Origin of the sequence: Hippea alviniae EP5-r, from assembly GCF_000420385.1 — a bacterium.
Classification (GTDB): domain Bacteria; phylum Campylobacterota_A; class Desulfurellia; order Desulfurellales; family Hippeaceae; genus Hippea; species Hippea alviniae.
Genome location: NZ_ATUV01000001.1, coordinates 1 through 23,564, shown reverse-complemented (window position 1 = coordinate 23,564; position 23,564 = coordinate 1). Strand labels below are relative to the sequence as shown.

The following is a 23,564-nucleotide window of genomic DNA, read 5'->3' as shown; positions in this document are numbered from 1 at the left end:
AAAAAAATGAAAGAAGCCTATCTGTATGAGAAACTTGAAGATAAAAAGGTTCAATGTAATCTCTGTGCTTTCAGGTGCAAGATAAACGAAGACAAAGTCGGTGTATGTGATGTAAGAAAGAATATTGACGGCACACTTTATTCACTCGTCTATGGCAAAACAGTGGCAAAAGCCGTTGACCCAATAGAGAAAAAACCACTCTATCACTTTTTGCCCGGAACACTCTCATACTCCATTGCAACAGTTGGATGCAACTTTAGATGCTTATACTGCCAAAATTGGCAAATAAGTATGTACCCAAAAATATACGAAGGCAAGATTGTTGGCGATGATTATCCACCAGAAAAGGTTGTTGAAGATGCATTAAGAACAGGCTGCAAATCGATAGCATACACATACACAGAACCAACGGTTTTTTTCGAATATGCCATCGATACTGCAAGAATAGCAAAAGATAAGGGCTTAAAAAACATCTTTGTAACGAACGGCTATATGACAAAAGAAGCAATTGACATGATGGATGGTTTGATTGATGCTGCAAATGTGGACCTAAAATCGTTCTCTGACGCTTTTTATCTGCAGATATGTGGCGGAGCAAGAGTTAAACATGTGCTTGATTCCATCGAATACATGAAATCAAAAGGCATCTGGGTTGAAGTAACAACGCTAATCATCCCTAATGCGAATGATGACCCGGCAGAGCTTATGCAGATAGCAGAGCATATAAAAAGCATAGACCCTGCCATCCCTTGGCATGTCAGCAGATTCCATCCAGCTTATCAGTTTGACAATGTCGAGCCAACTCCCATAAGTGTTGTTAAAAATGTCAGACAAATCGGCCTATCAATGGGTTTAAAATATGTCTATGTGGGCAACATAGGAGCAGATGAAGGCGAGCATACATACTGCCCGAACTGTGGCGCTCTTCTAATAGCACGATACGGCTTTGAAGTTGTATCAAACTCTATAAAAGACGGAAAATGCCCAAAGTGTGGCGAAAAAATAGACATTGTGGAGAGCTAAAGTGAAGCTGTTGTTTGAAGAGAAAGAGATAGACAGAAGAACCGAAGAGTTAGCAAAAAAATTAGACAAAGAGATTGAAGGCAAAGAGAACAAAACAGTAATGCTTTACATTGAAAAGGGTGGCAAACCTTTTTTTGAAAAACTACTAAGCAAGATGAAGAGTAAGCCGATTTTAGACAGCATTAGGGTAAAAAGCTATGCAGGCACCCAAAGCACAGGCAATATAGAGTGGCTCAAAAAACCATCTGTCGATTTAAAGGGTAAAACCTGCATAATTGTTGACGATATTCTCGATACAGGCAGAACAATAAAGAGAGTCAAAGAATTTATGCTAAAAAACGGAGCAGAGGATTGTAAAATCTGCGTTGCCGTCAACAAACACGAACGCAGAGAAGAAGAGATACAGCCAGACTATTACCTATTTGATTTAGACGAAGGCTTCATCGTTGGATTCGGAATGGATTACAACGAACAGTATAGAGAGCTGCCTTCAATTTACATAATGGGCGAATCTTAAACAAACAAGCACAGAAAGATATGAAGTTAAACAAAAGATGCATAAGTCTATACTCTGGTGGTCTTGATAGCTTACTATCCACACTGCTGATAAAAAATCTCGGTTTTGAAGTATTTCCACTGTTTGTAAAAACGCCATTTTATCCAAAAGATGAAAAAAAACTCAAAGAGCAGCTAAAACCATTTGGTCTTAATTTAAACACTGTTGAAGATAGAGATGCATACATAGAGATGCTAAAAAAACCAAAATACGGATACGGTAAAAATCTAAATCCCTGTATAGACTGCAAAATCTTCTTTTACAAGAAAGCCAAAGAGTTTGCAGAAGAAGTCAGCGCAACATTTATCATAACAGGTGAAGTGTTAGGTCAAAGGCCAATGAGTCAAAAGTCTTATTCAATTCTAAGACTAATAGAAAAGGAAGCAGAGCTAAAAGACCTTGTTTTAAGGCCACTCTCTGCCAAATGCCTGCCAGAAACATTGATGGAAAAGGAAGGCTTAATAAACAGAGAAAAACTCTTCTGTATTCAGGGAAGGTCAAGAAAATCCCAGTTTGAATTGGCAGAAGAACTGGGTATAAAAAACTTTGAAACACCAGCCGGCGGCTGTCTCTTAACAGACCCACAGTTCAGTCTAAAAATCAAGGAGATGCTAAACAGAGATGAGATATATGACGAAAACGCTATAAAATTGATAAAATTTGGCAGACATTTTAGGATTTATGGCTTAAAGTTTATCGTCTCAAGAAACGAGATGGAATCGAAACTGTTTTTAGAAGAGTTTAAAGACTTGCCAAAGATACGCTGCATCGATGCACCATGCGCTGTCGGATTATTCCTAAAAGAACCGCACATGGATACAATTTTAACCGCTGCAGCCATTCTAAAAAGATACTCAAAAAAGGCAAAAAATCTCGTTTTTGAAGGTGAGAGAAGATTTATAATAGACACTCAGCCAATAAGCGATGAAAAACTAAGCCAATTCCGAATCGGAGGGAACAATGCTTAAAGAAAAGCTCAAAGAGATAGAAGAGAAATACAGCCAGATAGAAGCACAGCTTTCAGACCCAAACATAATAAACGACATGGAAAAATATAAAAATTTAAGCGGCGAGCTAAAAAAGTTAACACCAATCGTTGAGAAGGCAAAAGAGTACAACGAGCTTTTAAAACAGATAGAAGAAAACGAAGAGCTGCTTGAAGATGAAGAGCTAAAAGAGTTGGCAAAAGAAGAGCTAAAAACATTAAAAGAGAGACTGCCAGAGTTAGAAAAAGAGATAAAACTTTTACTTCTGCCAAAGGATGAAGCAGACGAAAAGGATGTTATTTTAGAAATCAGAGCGGGAACAGGCGGAGAAGAAGCAGCACTGTTTGCAGCTGATTTATTTAGAATGTATTCAAGATTTGCCGAAAAGAAGGGCTTTAAGGTTGAAGTTTTGAGCAAAAGCCTATCAGACACAGGCGGAATAAAGGAGATAGTTGCAGAGATAAAGGGCAAAGGCGCTTATTCCCTATTTAAGCATGAAAGTGGCACACATAGGGTTCAAAGAATTCCTATAACAGAATCTCAAGGCAGAATACACACATCTGCAGCAACAGTTGCAGTCTTACCAGAAGCAGAAGATATAGATGTTGAAATAAAACCAGAAGATTTAAGAATAGATGTGTTTAGAGCAAGTGGACATGGCGGACAGCATGTAAATACGACAGATTCGGCTGTCAGAATTACGCATTTGCCAACAGGTATTGTTGTAAGTTGTCAGGATGAGAAATCTCAGCTTAAAAACAAAGAGAAAGCAATGAAAATCCTAAAATCAAGACTCTATGATTTTTACAGACGGCAAAAGGAAGAAGAGATAGCTCAACAGAGAAGAAGCCAAATCGGTTCGGGTGATAGGTCAGAACGCATAAGAACATACAACTTCCCGCAGGGCAGAGTTACAGACCACAGGATAAACTTGACACTTTACAAATTGGATAGCATTATGGAAGGCGAGCTGGATGAGTTAATAGAAGCTCTAATTGTTGACGAACAGGCAAGAAAACTAAAAGAGAGCGGTATGTAAGGAGACAAAATGGGATTCAAGTGTGGAATAGTTGGACTACCAAATGTTGGTAAATCAACAACATTCAATGCATTAAGCAAAGGAAATGCCGAAAGCTCAAACTTTCCATTCTGCACAATAGACCCAAATGTTGGCATAGCAGAAGTAAAGGATGAGCGTTTATACAAACTTGCAAAGCTTGTAAAACCAAAAAAGATAACACCACCTGTTGTTGAGTTTGTTGATATAGCAGGCCTTGTTAAAGGTGCAAGTCAGGGTGCAGGGCTTGGCAATAAATTTCTATCGCACATAAGGGATGTTCAGGTGATTGTTCATGTCGTCAGATGCTTTGACGATGAAGATATCGTTCACTCGCTCGGTGAAGTTGACCCAAAAAGGGATATAGAGATAATTGACACAGAATTGATGCTTGCAGATTTGCAAACCTTAGAAAATAGAGAAAACAAAACAGTCAAAATTGCAAAAAGTGGCGACAAAAAAGCAAAAGAAGAGCTTGAAATTTTAAAAAGATTTAAAAACCTGCTTGAAGAAGGCAAGCCGCTGAGAAATGTTAAGCTAACAGATAAAGAGAAAGAGTTGATAAAAGAGTTAAGACTTTTAAGCGCAAAACCCGTGATTTATGTTGCCAATGTCTCAGAAGAAGAGATAAACGGCAACGAGTATTCAAGAGTTGTTGAAGAGATAGCAAAAAACGAGAATGCTCCCGTCATTGTTCTCTCAAGCAAGATAGAAGAAGAGATAAGCAGGCTAAACGATGATGAGAAAAAAGAGTTTATGGAGATGTTGGGACTTAAAGAGTCTGGCCTTGATAGACTTGCAAAGGTTGGATATAAGATGCTGGGCTTAATAACATTCTTCACAGCAGGAGAAAAGGAAGTTCGTGGCTGGACAATAAAAGAAGGCACAACGGCAAAAGAAGCAGCTGGCACAATTCATTCAGATATTGAGCGTGGCTTTATTAGGGCAGAAATCATAAAATACGAAGACTATATCAAAGCCGGTGGTGAGAAGCAGGCAAAGGAACAAGGACTAATGCACCTTGAAGGTAAGGATTATATCATGCAGGATGGAGATGTGGTCTATTTCAGGTTTAATGTATGAGAATAATCAGAGATATTTACAAACCGTGTAATATAGAAAGAACTGTCGTTGCGCTTGGCAACTTCGACGGCATACACAAGGGACATCAGCAGCTTATAAAACAGACGATAAAATTGGCAGAAAAGCTAAATGCAACGCCATCTCTTTTTACATTCTATCCACACCCGATAAAGATTATAAAAAATTTAAACGAGCCATTTCTCATACAAACATTCAAAGAGAAGGCAAAAATTGTTGAAAGCTTAGGCATAGAGACGATTATCTGTGCTCGTTTCAGTAAAGAGTTTGCAGATATGCAACCAGAATCCTTTGTAAGAGATATACTGATAAAAAATTTAAATGTTTGCGGCGTTTGTGTTGGACATGATTACACATTCGGCAAGGAAGGTAAAGGAAACACAAAACTCTTAAAAGAGCTTGCTGCAAAATACAATTTCGAAGCCATCGTAATCCCGCCTGTAAAGATAGATGGCATCATTGTCAGTTCAACCAAAATTAGGGAATTTTTAAGAAACGGCGAGATAGAGAGAGCAAACCTGTTCTTGGGCAGAAGATACTCAATCTCTGGTATAGTAAAGGAAGGTGATAGGCGTGGCACAAGTCTTGGCTTTCCAACAGCAAACATATATCCACACAACGATATAATGCTGCCAAATGGCGTCTATGCAACATTTGTCTATATAGATTCAAAAAAACACAAAGCTGCTGTAAATGTTGGTATAAATCCAACCTTTAAAGGAAAAATCAAACATATAGAAGCCCACATATTCGACTTTTCTGGCAATATTTACGGTAAAAAGATAAGAATAGAGTTTGTAAAGTTTATAAGAGAAGAGAGAAGATTCAAAAGAATAGACGACCTTTTAAAACAGATAAAAGAAGATATAAAAATAATAAAATCGGTTTTAGGTGAAGAAGATGGTTTTTGAAAATTTACATGAATACATTGATGCATTAAAGAAGAGAAAAGAATTGATTGTTATCAAAGAGAAGGTTGACCCTATTTATGAGATGGGATATATCGCAGATAGGCTTGTGAAGTCTGAAGGCCCTGCCGTTCTGTTTAAAAACCCGATAGGTTCAAAGATACCTGTTGCAATGAATCTGTTTGGCACAAGAAAAAGAACTGAGTTTGCCCTAAATGTTGAAAGTTTAGACGATTTAAGCAAAAGGGTTGAAGAGCTTGTAAATGCCGAAGTGCCTTACAACTTTTGGGACAAGCTAAGAAACATAATGAAACTAAAAGAGTTTAGCAAGTTTATACCACAGATAGTAAAAAACGCACCATCTCAGGAAGTAATAATAGACGATGTTGACCTAAGCATACTGCCTGTTTTAAAAACCTGGCCAGAAGATGGCGGAAGATTTATAACTCTGCCGCTTGTATTCACGAAAAATCCAATAACAGGCAAACAGAACTGCGGCATGTATAGAATGCAGATATTTGGCAAGGATACAACAGGAATGCACTGGCATATACATAAAGATGGCGCTCATCATTACAGGTGGTATAAACAAAAGAACAAAAAGATGCCGGTTTGTGTAGCTATAGGCGCAGATCCGATAACGATTTACACTGCAACGGCTCCGCTGCCTGAAGACATAGATGAAATGCTATTTGCATCCTTCTTAAGAAGAAAACCTGTAAAACTTACAAAGGCAACCCTGTCTGATATCTTGGTGCCGGCTGAAGCTGAGATAATTTTAGAAGGCTATGTTGACCCAAACGAGCCACTTCATTTAGAAGGGCCTTTTGGCGACCATACAGGATATTACTCTTTGGCTGACTATTATCCTGTCTTTCATGTTCAGCGTATAACAATGAGAAAAGATGCAATCTATCCTGCAACAATTGTGGGCAAACCACCTATGGAAGACTGCTTCTTAGGAAAAGCAACAGAGAGACTGTTTTTGCCGATAATAAAAAAGATATTACCCGAAATTGTTGACATAAACTTGCCCGTTGAAGGTATATTTCATAACTTTGCCTTCGTTTCCATAGATAAACAATTTCCCGGACATGCCTTCAAAGTGATAAACGCACTCTGGGGGCTTGGCATGATGAGTCTAACCAAAATCATTGTTATCTTTGATAAACATGTGAATGTTCAGGATTTAAGTGAAGTTATTTGGCGATTAGGCAACAACATAGATCCGCAAAGAGACATAATCTTCACAAAAGGCCCATTAGATGTGCTTGAGCATGCTTCAAACCTGCCGTTCTTCGGCTCAAAAATGGGTATAGACGCAACAAAAAAGTGGAAGGGTGAAGGGTTTGAAAGAGATTGGCCAGATGATATAGAGATGAAAAGAGATGTAATAGAGAAAATGGAAAAGCTGCTTAAGAAGTATATACACAGATAAGGAGCATCCAATGCTTATCAAAACCTTTAGAAATGATGAATTTATCGATAGAGAAGAAGAGATAAGCTTTCTGGTTGACTGGTTTAAAGAGACACCAAAAGAGATTCTCTTCTACGACCCACAAACAAGTACAATTACACCGAACAACAGGGTTTATTTAAAGGCCATGGAAAAGATGGCTATCATAAATAGTAAAAATAATTTCGGAGGGAAATATGAATATATCAGAAGCCATAAAACAGAGATTCTCAACAAGAGCTTATCTAAATAAACCTGTAAGCAAAGATGTTATTTACAAAATCCTCGACATAGTGAGATTTTCTCCAAGTGGGCACAATATTCAGCCGTGGGAAGTTGCAGTCGTAATGGGCAAAAAGAAAGAAGAGCTTGCAGAAAAACTTTCGAAAGCAGTAATAGACAGACAAGAGAGACGCTTCGATTATGAGCATTACACAAAAAACCTACCACCAAAACTAAAAGAGAGACACAACACCTGCAACAGGCTCATATTCGAGCATAAAAATATAGACCCAAAAAAGGACAAAGAGAAGCTGCTTGAACATATACTTCAAAACTTTAAATTCTTTGATGCACCCGTTGAGCTTATCCTCATGACATACAAAGGTATTGGCGCTGCTGCACTTTTAGACATAGGCATATTCGCTCAATCCATAATGTTGACTGCTTTGGAGTTTGGCCTTGCCACATGCCCACAAACATCGATTGCAATGTATCCAGACATAATAAGGGAAACTCTACAGATAGATGAAGATAAAATCATAGTTATGGGATTGGCTTTGGGCTATCCAGACAATGAAGCACACATAAATAAACTGAGAATGCCAAGAGACGAAGTTGAAAAATTTACCACATTCTTTGAGTAATGGAGAAAGAAACTGCCTTAGCCGTTCTTGGAAAGTTAGAAAGCAAGCTATTTGAAGCCCTATTCAATCATGACAGGCAAAACATAAAGAAACTTGCAAAAAAAGAAGAGAGCATAATAAAAAGCTCAAAGGCAGCAGATTGGCTTTTAAGCGACATAGAAACGCTCTCCTTAAGCAAACCAACTTTAAAAAAGCTCAAAGAGAAAGAAATACTTACAATTTATGACCTTTTAAACCTAAAACCGCTGAGAGTTGAAAACTACTCTCTTGTAAACCCAAAAGAGATAAAATATTCAAGATTTTGCGCAATAAAGGGCGCGGTTTTATCAAAAGAGAGCAGAAAAAGGGTATTTACTGTAATTCTAAATTCAAACGGCTTGCATATCAGGTGCTTCTGGTTCAATTTAACGCCATATTTGAAAAAGATGCTCTCTTCCATAAAGCTTGGAGATATTGTCGTCTGTTCTGGTAAACTTCAGATAGATGGCTTTATAAAACAGTTTCACCATCCACACATCGAAAAAGAAGAAAACTTCAAAGAGTCAATAAAGGTTGTCTATCCTTCCATAGGCATAAGAAACTCAAACCTTCAAAACATTATAGAAAAAGCCCTTCAGTCTGCACCAAAAGAGCCTTTTGAGTATTTGCCTTACAATATCATTTTGAAAAACAGGATTGTAATGTTAAACGAGTTTTACAAAAAGCTGCATACAGAAGGTGAAACAGAAGGGATAGTTCACAGATTTAAATACGAAGAACTCTTCTTTCTCATTCTTGCTTTAGAGCTTCAGAAAAAAAGAGTAAAAACACAGAAAGCACTCACAATAAATGTCGATAAAAACTTTTTAAAACAGATAGAAGAGAACTTACCGTTTGAATTAACAAAAGACCAGAAAAAGGCGACAAATGAGATACTCTCCGACTTAGCAAAAGATAAGCCCATGTTGAGACTGCTTCAGGGCGATGTTGGATGCGGCAAAACCATTGTGGCTTTGATAAGCGGACTTGCAGCCTTAAAAAATGGCTATCAAATAGCAATCATGACACCGACACAACCATTGGCAACCCAATTCTTTCAGCAGGCAAAAAAACTTTACGAAAAATACGGCTTTTCGGTTGAGATACTTTTGAGTCATACAAAAAACAAAAAAGAGATATACAACAGACTAAAAGATGGCAAGATAGACTGTATTGTTGGAACCCATGCATTAATTCAAGATGAAGTTGAGTTTAAAAACTTGGGTTTTATAGTAATAGATGAGCAACATAGATTTGGTGTCGAGCAGAGAAAAAACCTATCAAACAAAGGAACATTCCCACATACATTGATAATGAGTGCAACACCCATACCACGAACACTCTCAATGATTTTATACTCAAACGGTGAGCTATCAACGATAAGAGAGAAACCAGCAGGCAGAAGAGAGATAAAAAACCTGCATTTCTTCAAAAGAGACAGAGAAAAGGCGTATAAAATAGCAATCGAAGAGATAAAAAAATCCCATCAGGTTTATGTGATAGCACCGTTAATTGAAGAGAGCGAACATTTTGAAGAGCTAAAAGCAGCAGAAGAGCTGTTTAACGAGCTAAAAGATGGCTATCTAAAGGGAACAAGAATAGCACTTCTGCATGGAAAACTTCCACCACAACAGAAGGAAGAGATAATAAATCAATTCAAAAATGGCAAAATAGACTGTCTTGTGAGCACGACGGTAATAGAAGTGGGTATAGATTCACCTAACGCAACGGTTATAATTATAGAAAATGCTGAACGCTTTGGCCTTGCCCAACTTCATCAGTTAAGGGGGCGTATAGGCAGAAGCAACCTTGAGAGCTTTGCAATATTTATAACGGATGAAAATCTATCAGAAAACGCCCAAAAACGCATCGATGCTATACTAAAAACAAACGACGGCTTTGAGATAGCAAAATTAGACCTTAAACTGCGTGGAACAGGCGAGATTCTCGGCACAAGACAACACGGAAGAGACCTTGTATATACGGATATTCTGAAGGACATAGAACTGATAAAAAAGGTAAAAAGGGATGTTGAGTTCTTAATAGAAAAAAACTACCCATTAAATGAAGGATTGATTAAAATGTTAAGGTATAAATGGGAAGAGAGATTAAATTACATAAAGGTGGTGTAAGATGAGAGTTGCAGTTGGACAAATGCAGGTAATAGCAGGAGATGTTGATAAAAACTTCTCAAAAGGTATAGAGCTAATAAAACAGGCAAAAGACGAAAAATGCGAACTTATCCTTCTGCCAGAAGTCTGGACGACAGGCTTTCTATTTAAAAAACTAAAGGAGTTGTCAAAAACAACACCTGAGATATTAAAAGAGATAAAAGCAATCTCAAACGACATCTGTATATGTGGCAGTTATGTTGTTGATGATAAAGAGAGCGATAAAGTTTTTAATATATTTTATGCCATAAAAGACGGCAAAATTATATTTGAATACAGAAAAACCATGCTATTTGGCTCAACAGGAGAAGATAAATACTTCAGAAACGGCGGTTTTAAACAGAAAAACACCTTCATAATCGATAATACAACCATAGGCGTCAGCATCTGTTATGAGTTGAGATTTCCAGAGTTTTTCAGAAAAGCAGCTCTAAATGGTGCAGTTGTTTATCTGCATCCAGCTATCTGGCCAGAAACGAGATTAGAGCATTGGAACACTTTAACAAAAGCCAGAGCCATTGAGAATCAGTTATTTTTGCTAACCTCCAACGGTGTAGGCATGAGTGGAAAGTGGAAACTTGCAGGATACTCAACAATATTCAACGGCTGGGGGGAAATCCTTACAACAGCACAAAAATCCGAAGGTATATTTACCGCTGATTTAAATATAGATGAAGTCAAAAAAATAAGAGAACAGCTCCCATCCCTTGTTGATTCTAAAATTTTCAGGGAGCTGTATACTTAGGTAAAAATCTTAAACGGAGCATCTTCCCTTTTCTTTATCTCTCCATTCCTTATGGCATCTTCGATATCTTTCATAGCTTTTTCTCTCATTTTTCTTAGATGCTCTTTCTCATCCCTTATTCTGCCGCGCTCTTTTGCAACCTTGAGCAACCTTTCGCCTGTCTTTCTTCCTACATGTTTTATTGTCTCATTCGGGAAAAATGTAGCACCACAACCTGGACATCTGTAAACTTCTATATCCTTAACTTCCAACATTTCGCCTTTTACGGGTCTTCTAAAAGGAGTAACAACCTTTATCATCTCTCTGCCGCAGAATTTACATCTCACCTTAGAACACCTCCTTAAAAAGTGGGAGAGCCGAAGCTCTCCCTTTTATAATATAATTTTAACCCTTTACTTTAACTCTCCAAGGCTTACCGTGCTCTTTCTCGTATTCAACTTCTCTCAATGTCTTTCTGCTTAGATAAATCCTTGTCGGGTCAACAATCATTCTCAAGACTTTGAGCTGTTCAATTGTTGGAGAAGGTGTTTCTGGAACATCATCAGTTGGTTTGAGAATCTTACCACTTCTATCTTTAAGCTCCCAACCGACATTCTCAATAACATCCTTCAAACTAACACCTGGATGAACACTTCTCAATCTCATATCATAGGTGCCATCTTCTGGATAGTTCTCAAGAACACAAATATCGGAAGTCATTAAACCCTTGCCACCTCTCGGTGCACCATAATCCCATCTTGTCTCACCTTCTGGACCCCTTGCTGCAGCCATTGTCGTCAAATAACATACATGCGGTGGAAATCTTCTCTTCTCCTGAACCATGATTGCAAGCGTAAAGTCAGACTGCTGACCTATAGGGTTAGCACCACCAGAACCTGTAAATCTAACAGCAGGTCCAAGTTTTACATCATTTTCTCTTTCTTTCTGACTTCTCTCGCCCTTCTTTATAATGGATGGCCAATACCCATCTCTTCCGAGTTTCTCCTTATCCCAAATGGCCGTGGAGTTTATATTTCCATACTCGTCATACTCCGCACCACCTAAAACACCACCAGTAACATAACCGCGCTGCTCATATGTTCCAAATGCATCAGCCATCGAAAGAGCTGTTGAAGACATATATGTTCCACGAATATCAGCAACAGATATTGGAACATGTTCAAATTTAGGGTCAAGCATTCCAGCTTCCATAACCGTTATCGCAGCAGGGTTAATTGTATGCTGGGCTTCAGCCATTGTAAGAACAGGCAAACCTGTTCCAACAAACATAGAAGCACCATAAGGAATCATGGTAGAACCTGCGATAGCAAGAAGCTCAATTGTTGTAAACTCATCGGGTGGAAGGTCATACTCTTTGCAGTATGCTTCGTATTCAGCATCTGAGATTCCAGATTTGAACCCTTTTACTAATTCTATAATTTCATCAACACTTGATATTTTTACTGGTACCTCTACCATGTTAACCTCCCATTACTTTCCAATAGGTCTATACAAATCAGGTTTATAACCATACTTAGCATCTGCCCTTAACTCATAAAGCCTCTTAAATCCTGTAGCACCGCTCGGACATGTGTATTTAGCTTCAATATTTCCAAACTTGAAGTAATCTGTTCCAACCTTATTCTCCAAGAAATCCCATTCATCTTTACCCACTATATTATGCCAATACTCAGCCAATGCTTTCTTTCCATCATTTGTAGCAGATGCTCTATTAGCCTTGATATAGAACATCCACCACATCCAGTCATAGTCATAGTAATATGTCGAACCTGTTGGATAGCAGCCCCAAGGAGCTTCCAAAATAGCATCGACATGCGTAAATGGTATATGGTTTTGGGATGGCCTAAATCTTAGCTCTTCTTCAGGAACAATCTTCTCTGCAGAGATTACTAAGTATTTTGCAGAGATAGATTGCTCAACATCAGGAACAAGCAATCCTTCAATTCTTGCCGTTCCCTTCTCACCAACCCTCTGAACATGTGTTGTTGTTACATAAGGAATTGCTGGTGGATAGAGTATTGCTATAGGTCCTTTTTTGCCTGTATATTTGTTGACTCTTTTCCTCAAAGCTTCATAATATATACCGTCTTCGATTGCTGCTGTCTTGTTCATTGTCGGCTCAGGCTCATCGCCTGGGCTGTATTTATTGTTAGGATCATACTGGTGCGGTCTTAAACCCCAAGCGTCAAACGGGTCTTCAATTATTGCATGTCTCTTTGGTGGTATATCCGGATGAATCCAAAGACCGTTTTCATCCTTACCTCTAAGACCAGCTTCTCCAAATGTGTCATACTCAAGAAGGTCCGAACCAAGCTCATTCATTCCAGAAACAAATTGCATACCGTATTTACCAGCAATTGTTCTTAATGCCCAAGAGTAGTTCGTATGATCCATAACAGCTTCAATCTGACCATCCTCAAGGCCCTTTCTTACTTCATAAGAAACAGGCTGAATTGTCTCAAGACCCAAATAGGTCATCTCAACCCACGCCAACTGACCTGCACCACCCATCATCATGATAGGTGTAGCACCAGCATTCGTCTGAACATACAAATCCTGAATATTTTGTCTAATAACTTCTCTTGGAATGGAAACATTTGTCCTTGTGTATCCAAAACCACCTACGCACCAAGCCCTTTTGGGCTTAATAAATCTTTTAACGATTTCCTGAACTGACATTACTTTGGCTCTTTCCTCTGCCATAATGCCCTCCAAATTCTTCTAAAAATTTTTCTAATCTTTTTAACTCTTCTTCCGGGTCAGTTTCAGTCTCATTGCCCATCTCAGCATATTCGATGGGCACACCCAAAACATCACTCAACCTTTCTATGAATTCTATAACTCGCTCATACTTCAAGCCTGTAATGTAAAAATCAACAGAATAATCCATGTTAAAATAAACGGTTGGATACATATCATCAAAATCTAAAACATCTTTCCCACTCTCGTTGAAGGGAATAAGTCTAAAACTCGAACCACCAGTTTTTACGACTCTGCCCAGCCTCCTAACTTTTTCTCTAATCTCTTCAAATGTGATAAGCTCACCACCACCAATTATGCGACCAGGCAAAACACTAAAATCGCCACTCATTTACTCAAGCTCCCTTCTTTTTGCCCACAAAGTTCTCAATGTGTCTTCAATCTTGTTCTCTGTAAACTCAAGCATCTCTTTTGCGTTTCTGATGTAATCAAGCTTCATTCTCAACTCATTTTCCATAATGTCTGCTGTATCCTTCTCTTTAAGCTGAGAAACAAGCTTATTCAGTCTGGTTATAGCTGCTGGGACTTTCTTAAACTGCCACATCCAAGTCTCAAAATAGTAGTTGGACATGGCAAGCTCCCACACTTCACTGGTTAAAGCCTTCCACACTTCCAGGCTTTCCTTACTTTCCTTTTGTTGCTCAACAACTTCTTGCTTTTTGGTTAGCCGTTCTCTAAACGCCTTAGGATACGCTATCACCCTTCTCACCTCCTTTTTCTATAATTTTTCTAATTGTCAGTTGCATTTTAATACAGTTTGTATTAAATGTCAAGCAATTTTTTAATTAATTAATTAACTTTTCTATACTTTTTTTCTTGATTTTTACTGTCGACAAAGTATAATATCGCCGTTTGATTGATTTTTAATATTAACTAATTTTTATTTTTCCAGCCAAAAGCTTCAACTTAGACAGATATTTCACTATTAAAAACCCAGAAAAGTTAAAAAAATATATCTTTAAAACTACTACTTTAACCCTTTGAGAAAAATAATTTTTCTACAAAAATTAAGTAGCAACTATATGGCAACTTTAAGACACTTATTTTTACCTTTTTTCCGACAAAAACTTAACTCACATCAAAAAAGTATCTTAATTGTTGACTTTTTAGAAATAATTTTTTATATTTTAGTTAGGTAAAGTTAAATAACTTTTTAGGAGGTTGTAGATGAGAAACAAAGTAGTTGACGCAAGGGAAGCTTTAAGTGTCATTAAAGATGGAGATGTAGTTGCCATCTCCGGATTTAACCTAACAACTTCACCAGAGTATCTGATTTTAGAGCTTTTCGAAATGTACAAGGAAACTGGTCACCCAAATAATCTCTTCATTATTTCTGACACACTGCCAGCAGTCCCAGACAGAGGATTGGACAAGGTTTTCGCAGAGTTGTATGAAGACAAAAACCAGAACTTTATTAGAGGCGTTTTAATGCCATTCATAGGATGGTCTCCAGCTTTGATGAAAATGACTCTTGAAAACAGAATTGAAGTCTACTCCTATGCCATTGGAACAACATCTTACTGGTTTAGAGAAATTGCAAGCGGAAGACCTGGTCTCATAACAAAGGTCGGTCTTGGAACATTCTTAGACCCAAGAATAGACGGTGGCGCTTCTAACGAATTAGCAAAAGAGAAAAAAACATGCAAAGTTGAGTTGCTTGAGATAGACGGAGAAGAGTGGCTACTATACAAAGCTCCAACACCAGATGTAACTTTGATAAGAGGAACAACGGCCGATACAGATGGTAATGTTTCAATGGAAGAAGAAGGATTCTATGGCACAGTTCTCAATATGGCTCAAGCTGCAAAAGCCCAGCCAAATCCAGGAAAAACAATTGTTCAGGTAAAATACGTAGCAAGAAAAGACACAATCCCAACAAGAGATGTTGTTGTTCCAGCTCCATTGATAGATTATGTTGTAGTTGCTCCTGATGCTGATAAATATCACAGAGTATCTGGAAGCTATGTAGTTGACCCAAGACTTGCGGGAACTGTAAAAGCTCAAAAAACTAAAGAACTCGAGAGCTTGCTCCCAACTCCAGACAAGATAAGAGACAGAATTGCAGCAGGAAGAGTTCTTATTGAAACAATGAGACTTGTTGCTCAGCTCAAGAAACCGCTCTTTGGAAACCTGGGTATTGGAATCCCAGTTTTCGTATCTTGGCTTGCAGGTGAGTTTGGATATAGCGATTTCTTGGCATTGACAGTTGAGCCGGGTCCTGTTGGCGGTATTGCTCTTGTTGGACAGGACTTCGGTGTTGCCATCTCTCCAAACGCAATAATTCCAATGCCCGATATGTTCACAAACTATGAAGGTGGTATTATCGACTTTGCATCCTTAGGTTTCATGCAGATAGACCCGAAAGGTAATGTCAACCCATCCTACAGCCCTGTAAGGGTATCTGGTCCTGGTGGATTCCCAGTAATCTCTGCTGGTTCTCCAAGAACATTCTTCGCTGGTGGTTTCACAGCAGGAAAAGGCATAGACATCGACGCAGACAACGGTAAACTCATTATCAAATCCGATGGAAACATCATGAAATTCAACAATGAAATAGTAAAAATAGTATTCTCTGGTCCACAGGCTGTAAAGAACGGCAAACATATACTATACATAACAGAGAGAGCAGTATTTGAGCTAACCGAAAACGGACTAAGGCTCAAAGAAGTTGCACCAGGTGTTGATATCGAAAAAGACATCTTGGCAAAGATGGAGTTCAAGCCTGAAGTTCCAGACAATGTTGAGACAATGCCAGAAGTTCTCTTCTATCAGGATATGGCTCCACTTAAAGAGTACATCGACAGCATTCTCAAAGAAGGTGGAATGCTTTAAAAAATAGGGGGCTTTTGCCCCCTTCTTAATTTTAGTAACCTGAAATTTTCGTATTTAGTCTTGCCTCATAAACCTCGGCTCCTTTATCTGTTGCATACATAAGAAAAAGGTCTATCTCTGGAGACGAACTACCAAGTCTTTTAGATTCAGAAACAACTACCACATCTCCCTTTTCAAGCTTAGGGAGAAGTTCTTTGCCAAGCTTTCTATTTTTCCAGCTTATATATGGCTTAACTTCTTCTTCTAAATACTCAATCTCAGTAGACATTTCTTTATATTTATCCTTAACAAACTTATCTATAGCTGCTTTTTGGAGCACTCTATCAGACTCTGAATCATATTGTATATACCCGTAAATCTTTCCCATAAAACCCTCCTACACTAATTGAATTATATCAATTTCTTCGTTTATTATAACTTCACTTGCATCTGGTAATCTAAGATACTTCTTTTCAATCTGTTTTTTTGCATCTTTCTTATCCTTAGCCCTTACAATATTGGTGGTAACAAGCTTTTTTTCGTTTCTGTAAATAACCAGCGCCAGAACTTTGTATGTGTGAAGTTGACTCATCTTTACACCTCTACTTTAGGTTAATCCATATTTTATTATACATTTAACCATCATTTAATTCAAATTATACTTCTAAACATATCTAAACCGATAAATTTAACAAGAATGGTGCGCCCGGCAGGATTCGAACCCGCAACCCTCGAATCCGAAGTCCGATGCTCTATCCAGTTGAGCTACGGGCGCATTACACTTACATTTTTACAGATAAAAGAGCGCAAGTCAAAGAGTTTACAATCCCCAATCCCTTAGGTATCTAAAGTCTATATTTATCGTTCTTTTGCTTATTTTAGCTATTATAGGCGGCAAGCGTTTAAATTGGTTTCTCTTAACCCTTTCTGCTATACCTTCAACAAGCTGATGAGAAAATCCGAGTTCAACAACATCTTCAATCCTATAATGCAAATCATATAAATGATAAAGAATTACATCCGCATCATCGTAAGAGAAACCAAGCTCATCTTCATCGCTTTGACCAACCCACAAATCAGCCGACGGCTTCTTTTCTATTATACTCTTTGGCACATCGAAGTATCTTGCAAGCTGATAAATCTGATTTTTATACACATCACCTATTGGATTTAGACTTGATGCCATATCACCATACCATGTGCCATACCCAAGCAGAAGCTCTGTTTTATTGCTTGTCCCAACCACAAGCCCACCATATAAAGACGAGTGGTCAAACAGCGTTATCATTCTGAGCCTTGCAAGAACATTACCTCTTCTTAGATTGTCCACTCCATCGAATTTATTTAAATACGCATCTGCAGGCTCTGTTATTTCAAAAATCTTATGATTTATACCTGTATCTTCAACAACCTTCAAAGCATCTTCAACGCTCTCCTTTGAAGAGAGTTTGTAAGGCATCAATATACCGTAAACATTCTCCTTACCCAATGCTTCTTTTGCAATATATGCCACAACCGTCGAATCAATACCGCCCGATAAGCCTATAATAGCCTTTTTCAATCCCGTCTTTAATACTTCTTGTCTGACAAACTCTATCAAATACCTTGATATAACTTCGCAATCAATCTTTAGTTTACCAAGTAAACTCATCTTAACGCCTCATTCTTTTTTATTGGCATCTTTATCCTTGCTCTTTCAATATCCTTCAAATCTATCTCCACAAGCAACATCTCTTCTTTAAACAGAGAAGCTTCTTTAATTACATTTCCAAAAGGGCTAACCAAAAAAGATTTACCAAAAAAACCAACGCCATCTTCAAAACCAACTCTATTTACAAAAGCAACAAAATAACCATTAAGCTGAGCGGAAGTTTTACATGTATTTTCCCACATCTCCCACTTCATACTCTCAGAATCAGACCAGAATGGGCTCGCCGAAAGCACTATCATAAAATCCGTCTCATTTTTAAACGCTTCATAATGAGCAGATATGTGAAAGGCATCTTCACAGATAAGCATCGTCGTATTGCCGAACTTCGTTTTGAATGTTTCTATGGAATCACCAGGTGCAAAGTATCGCTCTTCTTCAAACATACCATAATCTGGTAGATATTTCTTTTTATGAACAGTTAATACATTGCTTTCTGATAAATAAACCGCACTATTGTAAAAGTAGCCACTCTCTTTCTGAGCAAAACCAAACGATATATCTATAAAACCGCTTTTTTCTTTCAAAGACTCAAACAGGCTGTCTTCAACATTAACAGACACAGAATAGACCAAATCCCTTAATCCATAGCCCGTCAAAGCAAGCTCTGGAAAAACAATCAAATCACACTTCTCTTCTATAGCCTTATCCGTGTAATGTTCAATCTTTGAGAGATTCTTCTCAACATCACCTAAAATCGTATCAATCTGAGCTATAGCTATTCTCATCACTCACTCCAACTTCATATTTATATCAACCCAACAGGCATGATGAACTATAGAGCCACTTGAGATAAAATCAACTCCCGTCTTTGCAACATCAACTATATTACTCTCATTTATATTGCCACTTGCTTCCAAAAGCACTCTACCTTTGCACAAATCCACAGCTTCTCTCATTTCATTTAGACTCATATTATCTAACATTATTATATCAGCTCCATATTTAAATGCATCCTTTACCATCTCCAAATCAGCACACTCAACTTCAATTTTAGCAGTAAAAGAGACATGTTTTTTTACTCTCTCTATCGCACTCTTTATTCCGCCAGCTGCTTTTATGTGGTTATCCTTTATTAAAACGGCATCAAACAAACCCATCCTATGGTTTATTCCACCACCAACCTTAACAGCATACTTCTCAAAATACCTCATACCTGGAGTGGTTTTTCTCGTATCAACTATTTTCGCTTTAAAGGGCTCAATAAGTTCAACAAATCTTCTCGTCTTTGTTGCTATACCGCTTAAGCGCTGCAGTAGATTTAAACAGACCCTTTCAACATAGAGAATAGCTCTGTCAGCTGAGACAATCTCAGCTATAACATCACCTTTTTTAACCCTTTTACCATCTTCAACAAACAATTTTATATCAAAATCATATCCCGTAAGCTTAAATATATATGAGAGAAAAACAGAACCTGCAAGAACAAAATCTTCTTTTGCCCTAATAATCGCCTTCTGCCTTTTGCCTTCAAATATACTCTCTGTTGTTATATCTTCAAAAAATGCATCTTCAAGCAGATATAGTTCAAACAGCTTCTTTAAAAATATTGGGTTCATCAGTTTCTCTTTATCTGCATCATCTTTTGAATTGGCTCTTTTGCCTTCTGAATAGTCTCATCGTCAAGTATAATTTCATAATTCTCAAGCTTCAAAGAGTTATATAAATCTTCAAGCGCAATTTTTTTCATATTTGAACATACAGAACTCCCACCGATTATATAAAATCTCTTGGCAGGACTCCTCTTTTTAAGTTCAAACAATATACCTTCTTCTGTGCCTATTATAAACTCATCTGCATCGGTTTTCTCAACATACGAGATAATTCCAGAAGTTGAACCGATAAAATCGGCTGTATCCCTTATAGCTTTTGGAGATTCCGGATGAACAGCCACTTTAGCAGAAGGATGCTCTCTCTTTGCTCTCATTAAGGCATCCAAACTAAACTCTTCATGTGTCGGACAGAAACCATCCCACAAGTAAACTTCTTTTTCCTTTACCTGTTCCCTAACATATTCACCCAAATTTCTATCAGGAACAAATAGAACCCTTTTCTCTTTAATCTGTCTAACAACATTGACAGCATTAGCAGAAGTGCAACAGTAATCAGAGACGGTTTTAACATCAACATTGGTATTAACATAAGAGACAACGGCCACATCGCCAAGCTCTTCTTTTCTCTTTAGAACTGCATCTTTTGTTGCCATATCAGCCAATGGGCAACCAGCATTTTCAACGGGCAGAAGAACCTTTTTATTTGGAGACACAACCTTGGCTGTCTCTGCCATAAATCTAACACCACAGAATACAATAATATCACAGTCTATTTTCGAAGCTTCTATTGCCAATGCTAAAGAGTCACCTCTTATATCTGCTATCTCCTGAATATCGTCTATTTGATAATAGTGAGCTAAAATTACTGCGTTTTTTTCTTTTTTTAACCTTAAAATCTCTTCCTTTAGAGCACTTTTCTCCATCCTTCTCCCCCGCTTTTTATGTTAGAAAAGGATATTAAAAGAGGAGGATAAAATCAAGCACTAACAATAATTTATAATTCACGGGATTAAATTAAGAGATGGTGCCGGGGGCGGGACTCGAACCCGCACGGGGTTTCCCCCACTGGATTTTGAGTCCAGCGCGTCTACCAGTTTCACCACCCCGGCCAAACATCTGCGATTATATCTATTCAAAATAAACTGTCAATATTTTTACTTGATAGAGTGGTAAAATTTTTGCTATAGATAGAGATACAAATAAAAAAGGGAGCCTGTAATGGGAAACGAAGGATTTGAATTTATAGAAAGAGAAACTGATAATATCGAAGAAACGCTCGAAGAAGCAGCCACAGTCTTGGGTGTCCCCAAAAAACTGCTCGATTTTGAAATACTACAAGAGAATGAAAAGAAAGATAATATAGGAAACATAAAAAAGATATACAAACTTAAAATATTCATAAACGACAACAAAAGTAAACTCTTCAAACTCCTAAGTGTTGAGACAGACTCCGACGAGCATCCGCAGAAAGCCTACATAGCCGTTGACCCAACGATTCTTAAAAACCCTTTAGACATAAGCGACGAAGAGATTATAGAAACAGTTAGAAAGGTTTTAGCTTTAAATAAAATAGTGTATGGTGTTAAAGAAAAATTATTACAAAAAATAGCAAAAGAAATAAAAAAGAGACTATCTCCCGAATTCAAACCCTTTAGAATACTTATAGCCGAAGGTAAAAAACCCATAAGAGGGGAAAACAGCAAACTAATTTTTCACTTCGATAGATACAAAGCCGCGGGAACCATTAAGGAAAACGGAAAAATAGATTATAAAAACAAAAATTTTCTTGTTCCTGTAAAAAAGGGCCAGCTTTTAATAGAGTTTTACAAACCAACTCAGGGTGAAGAAGGGTACGATGTCTTTGGAAACATTATCGTCCAAGATGTAGGCATAATGATTGATGATTTAGATGAAATAAAGTTCAACGAATCAGCCATAAAAAAGATAGAAGAAGGAAGGATTATAAAACTAATAGCCAATAAAGATGGTGTAATAATCTTTAAAAACGGTATATATGACATAGATACAACCGTTGCTATCGACAAAGTTGATATAAAAACAACAGGAAACTTAAACGCTGATGGAGATGTTGAATTAGAAATTGGACTTGGCATAAGCGATGGAGTTGAAGATACTATAGCAGCAGGTATGGAAGTAAAAGGTAAGAAAGTTATTGTAAACGGGGATGTAGGACCAAAAGCGAAAATTATAGCAGAAGAGGTAGAAATAAGGGGTAGCGTTCATCAAGAAGCTTTCATAAAAGCAAAAAAAGCAAAAATAGCCATATGTCGTGGAACTGTTGAAGCAGATGAGATAGAAATCGACTTATCAGAACATGCTCATCTAACAGCAAGAAACAATGTAATAATAAACAAGGCTGTGGCAACCAAAATATTTTCACCTAAAGTCGAGATAAAAGATACACTCATGTCCTCATGCATAACAACATCAAAAGATAGCATCATAATAAATAATATAGAAGGCGGAGATAATATAATAGCAATAAAACCATTAGAATTGCCATGGATAAAAGAACAATACAAAGAATTATTGGTAAAAGAAAAATATATGAAAACAATTTTAAAAGGAGAAGAGAAAAAATATATAACACTACGTGGAAGAGTAGAAAACGAAAAACCCAAATATGAAGCTATCTTAAAAACAATTCAAAAACTAAAGGAAGCAAAAAAGGAAGTACCTAATTCTCTACTTGTCGCAGTAAAAAGATTCAAAGAATTACAAAACGAGTTCAAGAAACAAGAAGAATCATTTAAAAGCGTCCAAGAAGAGCTTATATCCATTCAAAAAGAAATGGAAAAATTAAGAAATAGCTATAAAGAAGGACATATTATTATCGATAAAAAAATACCAGCCAACAATATAATAATATTCGATGACAACCTAAAAAGGGTTTTAGACAAAGATTACAACGGTGTAAAAATATATGTAAGAGAGATACAAGGAAAAGAAGAAATAATCATCGAAGATCACTCAGAGTAAAACTTCCTTTTTTATTCCCAACAGATTCAATTTTAACCTATTATACTACAAGATTAACAAAAAAAGAAAGAAATGGTAGCGGCGCAGGGACTCGAACCCCGGACACTGCGGATATGAGCCGCATGCTCTAACCAACTGAGCTACGCCGCCACACCATAGAAATGATAAGAGAAAAAATAGAAAAAGGCAAGATTATTTTTTTAATCCCCCCTGGCAATACCTACTCTCCCACGGGCTCTCCCGCAGTACCATCGGCGCATGCAGGCTTAACTGCCGTGTTCGGAATGGGAACGGGTGTTTCCCTGCATGCTATCCTCACCAGGGGGAAAACTTAGCACCTAACCATTAAAGAATGTGGAAATGAGCCTAAGCCTCACGGTCTATTAGTACGGGTCAGCTCCACGCATTGCTGCGCTTCCACCTCCCGCCTATCAACCTCGTAGTCTCCAAGGGACCTTTAGGAGCCTAATGGCTCAGGGAGGCCTAATCTTGGGGTGGGCTTCCCGCTTAGATGCTTTCAGCGGTTATCCCTTCCGCACATAGCTACTCGGCGCCTGCGGCTGGTGCCACAACCGATACACCAGAGGTGCGTCCGTCCCGGTCCTCTCGTACTAGGGACAGCTCCCCTCAAGCCTCCTACGCCCACGGCAGATAAGGACCGAACTGTCTCACGACGTTCTGAACCCAGCTCGCGTACCTCTTTAATCGGCGAACAGCCGAACCCTTGGGACCTGCTCCAGCCCCAGGATGAGATGAGCCGACATCGAGGTGCCAAACACCGCCGTCGATGTGAACTCTTGGGCGGTATCAGCCTGTTATCCCCGGAGTACCTTTTATCCGTTGAG

24 protein-coding genes, 3 tRNA genes and 2 rRNA genes are annotated in these 23,564 nt (G+C 38.0%); 13 read left to right on the top strand and 16 right to left on the bottom strand.

The features are described from left to right. Positions 1-6 precede the first annotated feature (6 nt). Genes amrS through G415_RS0100095 form a run of 11 tightly spaced genes read left to right on the top strand, consistent with a single transcriptional unit; the run spans position 7 to position 10,887 of the window. On the top strand, positions 7-1,023 hold the full coding sequence (gene amrS, locus G415_RS0100145; protein WP_022669545.1) for an AmmeMemoRadiSam system radical SAM enzyme: 1,017 nt from the start codon (positions 7-9) through the stop codon (positions 1,021-1,023). A gap of 1 nt (position 1,024) precedes the next feature. Beyond that, on the top strand, positions 1,025-1,540 hold the full coding sequence (locus G415_RS0100140) for a phosphoribosyltransferase (RefSeq protein WP_022669544.1): 516 nt from the start codon (positions 1,025-1,027) through the stop codon (positions 1,538-1,540). 20 nt (positions 1,541-1,560) lie between these two features. Then, positions 1,561-2,547: a hypothetical protein gene (locus tag G415_RS0100135; protein ID WP_022669543.1), complete on the top strand. Its 987-nt coding sequence runs from the start codon at positions 1,561-1,563 to the stop codon at positions 2,545-2,547. After that, on the top strand, positions 2,540-3,604 hold the full coding sequence (gene prfA, locus G415_RS0100130; protein WP_022669542.1) for a peptide chain release factor 1: 1,065 nt from the start codon (positions 2,540-2,542) through the stop codon (positions 3,602-3,604). The genes G415_RS0100135 and prfA overlap by 8 nt, the downstream gene beginning before the upstream one ends. A 9-nt stretch (positions 3,605-3,613) precedes the next feature. Beyond that, on the top strand, positions 3,614-4,705 hold the full coding sequence (ychF, locus tag G415_RS0100125; RefSeq protein ID WP_022669541.1) for a redox-regulated ATPase YchF: 1,092 nt from the start codon (positions 3,614-3,616) through the stop codon (positions 4,703-4,705). Beyond that, the gene (locus tag G415_RS0100120) at positions 4,702-5,634 is read left to right on the top strand and encodes a bifunctional riboflavin kinase/FAD synthetase (protein ID WP_022669540.1); all 933 of its coding nucleotides are present in this window, start codon (positions 4,702-4,704) and stop codon (positions 5,632-5,634) included. The genes ychF and G415_RS0100120 overlap by 4 nt, the downstream gene beginning before the upstream one ends. Next, positions 5,624-7,069: a menaquinone biosynthesis decarboxylase gene (locus G415_RS0100115; RefSeq protein WP_022669539.1), complete on the top strand. Its 1,446-nt coding sequence runs from the start codon at positions 5,624-5,626 to the stop codon at positions 7,067-7,069. The genes G415_RS0100120 and G415_RS0100115 overlap by 11 nt, the downstream gene beginning before the upstream one ends. 10 nt (positions 7,070-7,079) lie before the next feature. Then, on the top strand, positions 7,080-7,340 hold the full coding sequence (locus tag G415_RS0100110; protein WP_022669538.1) for a hypothetical protein: 261 nt from the start codon (positions 7,080-7,082) through the stop codon (positions 7,338-7,340). Beyond that, complete coding sequence (locus tag G415_RS0100105) at positions 7,285-7,953, top strand: nitroreductase (protein WP_022669537.1); 669 nt, start codon at positions 7,285-7,287, stop codon at positions 7,951-7,953. The genes G415_RS0100110 and G415_RS0100105 overlap by 56 nt, the downstream gene beginning before the upstream one ends. Further along, positions 7,953-10,103 carry an ATP-dependent DNA helicase RecG gene (recG, locus tag G415_RS09240; RefSeq protein WP_022669536.1) on the top strand — a complete coding sequence of 717 codons (2,151 nt, stop codon included), beginning with the start codon at positions 7,953-7,955 and terminating at the stop codon, positions 10,101-10,103. Before G415_RS0100105 ends, recG begins: the two co-directional genes overlap by 1 nt. A 1-nt stretch (position 10,104) precedes the next feature. After that, positions 10,105-10,887: a nitrilase-related carbon-nitrogen hydrolase gene (locus G415_RS0100095; RefSeq protein WP_022669535.1), complete on the top strand. Its 783-nt coding sequence runs from the start codon at positions 10,105-10,107 to the stop codon at positions 10,885-10,887. Here G415_RS0100095 and G415_RS0100090 read toward each other — a convergent pair. From G415_RS0100090 to G415_RS0100070, 5 genes are read right to left on the bottom strand one after another with little or no spacing between them, the layout of a single operon-like run. Then, a complete protein-coding gene (locus G415_RS0100090) occupies positions 10,884-11,213 on the bottom strand; it encodes a YgiT-type zinc finger protein (protein ID WP_022669534.1) in 330 nt (109 codons plus the stop codon). The two genes, G415_RS0100095 and G415_RS0100090, sit on opposite strands and share 4 nt — an antisense overlap. 58 nt (positions 11,214-11,271) lie before the next feature. Then, a complete protein-coding gene (locus G415_RS0100085; RefSeq protein WP_022669533.1) occupies positions 11,272-12,345 on the bottom strand; it encodes a CoA-transferase subunit beta in 1,074 nt (357 codons plus the stop codon). A 12-nt stretch (positions 12,346-12,357) separates the two neighbouring features. After that, entirely contained in the window at positions 12,358-13,590 is a 1,233-nt protein-coding gene (locus G415_RS10525; protein WP_022669532.1) for a CoA-transferase, read from the bottom strand. Next, on the bottom strand, positions 13,544-13,978 hold the full coding sequence (locus G415_RS0100075; protein WP_022669531.1) for a radical SAM protein: 435 nt from the start codon (positions 13,976-13,978) through the stop codon (positions 13,544-13,546). Before G415_RS0100075 ends, G415_RS10525 begins: the two co-directional genes overlap by 47 nt. Beyond that, complete coding sequence (locus G415_RS0100070; RefSeq protein WP_022669530.1) at positions 13,979-14,347, bottom strand: hypothetical protein; 369 nt, start codon at positions 14,345-14,347, stop codon at positions 13,979-13,981. Positions 14,348-14,814: 467 nt separating this feature from the next. On the opposite strand from G415_RS0100070, the gene G415_RS0100065 reads away from it, so the two are divergent. Next, entirely contained in the window at positions 14,815-16,479 is a 1,665-nt protein-coding gene (locus G415_RS0100065; protein WP_022669529.1) for an acyl CoA:acetate/3-ketoacid CoA transferase, read from the top strand. A gap of 31 nt (positions 16,480-16,510) precedes the next feature. On the opposite strand, the gene G415_RS09230 is transcribed toward G415_RS0100065, so the two are convergent. The 8 genes from G415_RS09230 to G415_RS0100025 form a co-directional block, all read right to left on the bottom strand. Then, entirely contained in the window at positions 16,511-16,846 is a 336-nt protein-coding gene (locus G415_RS09230) for an invertase (RefSeq protein ID WP_022669528.1), read from the bottom strand. A 9-nt stretch (positions 16,847-16,855) separates the two neighbouring features. Further along, on the bottom strand, positions 16,856-17,050 hold the full coding sequence (locus tag G415_RS0100055; RefSeq protein ID WP_022669527.1) for a hypothetical protein: 195 nt from the start codon (positions 17,048-17,050) through the stop codon (positions 16,856-16,858). A gap of 106 nt (positions 17,051-17,156) precedes the next feature. Beyond that, positions 17,157-17,233 (bottom strand) — tRNA-Arg (locus tag G415_RS0100050). Positions 17,234-17,278: 45 nt separating this feature from the next. Then, positions 17,279-18,109 carry an NAD+ synthase gene (locus tag G415_RS0100045; protein WP_022669526.1) on the bottom strand — a complete coding sequence of 277 codons (831 nt, stop codon included), beginning with the start codon at positions 18,107-18,109 and terminating at the stop codon, positions 17,279-17,281. Next, positions 18,106-18,894 (bottom strand): nitrilase-related carbon-nitrogen hydrolase, encoded by a 789-nt coding sequence (locus G415_RS09225; protein ID WP_022669525.1) that lies wholly within the window; start codon positions 18,892-18,894, stop codon positions 18,106-18,108. Before G415_RS09225 ends, G415_RS0100045 begins: the two co-directional genes overlap by 4 nt. A gap of 3 nt (positions 18,895-18,897) precedes the next feature. Beyond that, entirely contained in the window at positions 18,898-19,725 is an 828-nt protein-coding gene (gene nadC / locus G415_RS0100035; protein ID WP_022669524.1) for a carboxylating nicotinate-nucleotide diphosphorylase, read from the bottom strand. Continuing rightward, entirely contained in the window at positions 19,725-20,642 is a 918-nt protein-coding gene (gene nadA / locus G415_RS0100030; RefSeq protein WP_022669523.1) for a quinolinate synthase NadA, read from the bottom strand. Before nadA ends, nadC begins: the two co-directional genes overlap by 1 nt. A gap of 99 nt (positions 20,643-20,741) precedes the next feature. After that, positions 20,742-20,828 (bottom strand) — tRNA-Leu (locus G415_RS0100025). 109 nt (positions 20,829-20,937) lie between these two features. Between G415_RS0100025 and G415_RS0100020 the strand changes: the two genes are divergently transcribed. Next, positions 20,938-22,719, top strand: a complete 1,782-nt coding sequence (locus tag G415_RS0100020; RefSeq protein WP_022669522.1) for a FapA family protein — start codon at positions 20,938-20,940, stop codon at positions 22,717-22,719. A gap of 73 nt (positions 22,720-22,792) precedes the next feature. Here G415_RS0100020 and G415_RS0100015 read toward each other — a convergent pair. The 3 genes from G415_RS0100015 to G415_RS0100005 form a co-directional block, all read right to left on the bottom strand. Then, a tRNA-Met gene (locus G415_RS0100015) sits at positions 22,793-22,869 on the bottom strand. A 58-nt stretch (positions 22,870-22,927) separates the two neighbouring features. Further along, positions 22,928-23,042: ribosomal RNA gene (gene rrf / locus G415_RS0100010) — 5S ribosomal RNA — on the bottom strand. A 39-nt stretch (positions 23,043-23,081) separates the two neighbouring features. Continuing rightward, positions 23,082-23,564 (bottom strand): 23S ribosomal RNA (locus G415_RS0100005); the annotation flags it as partial.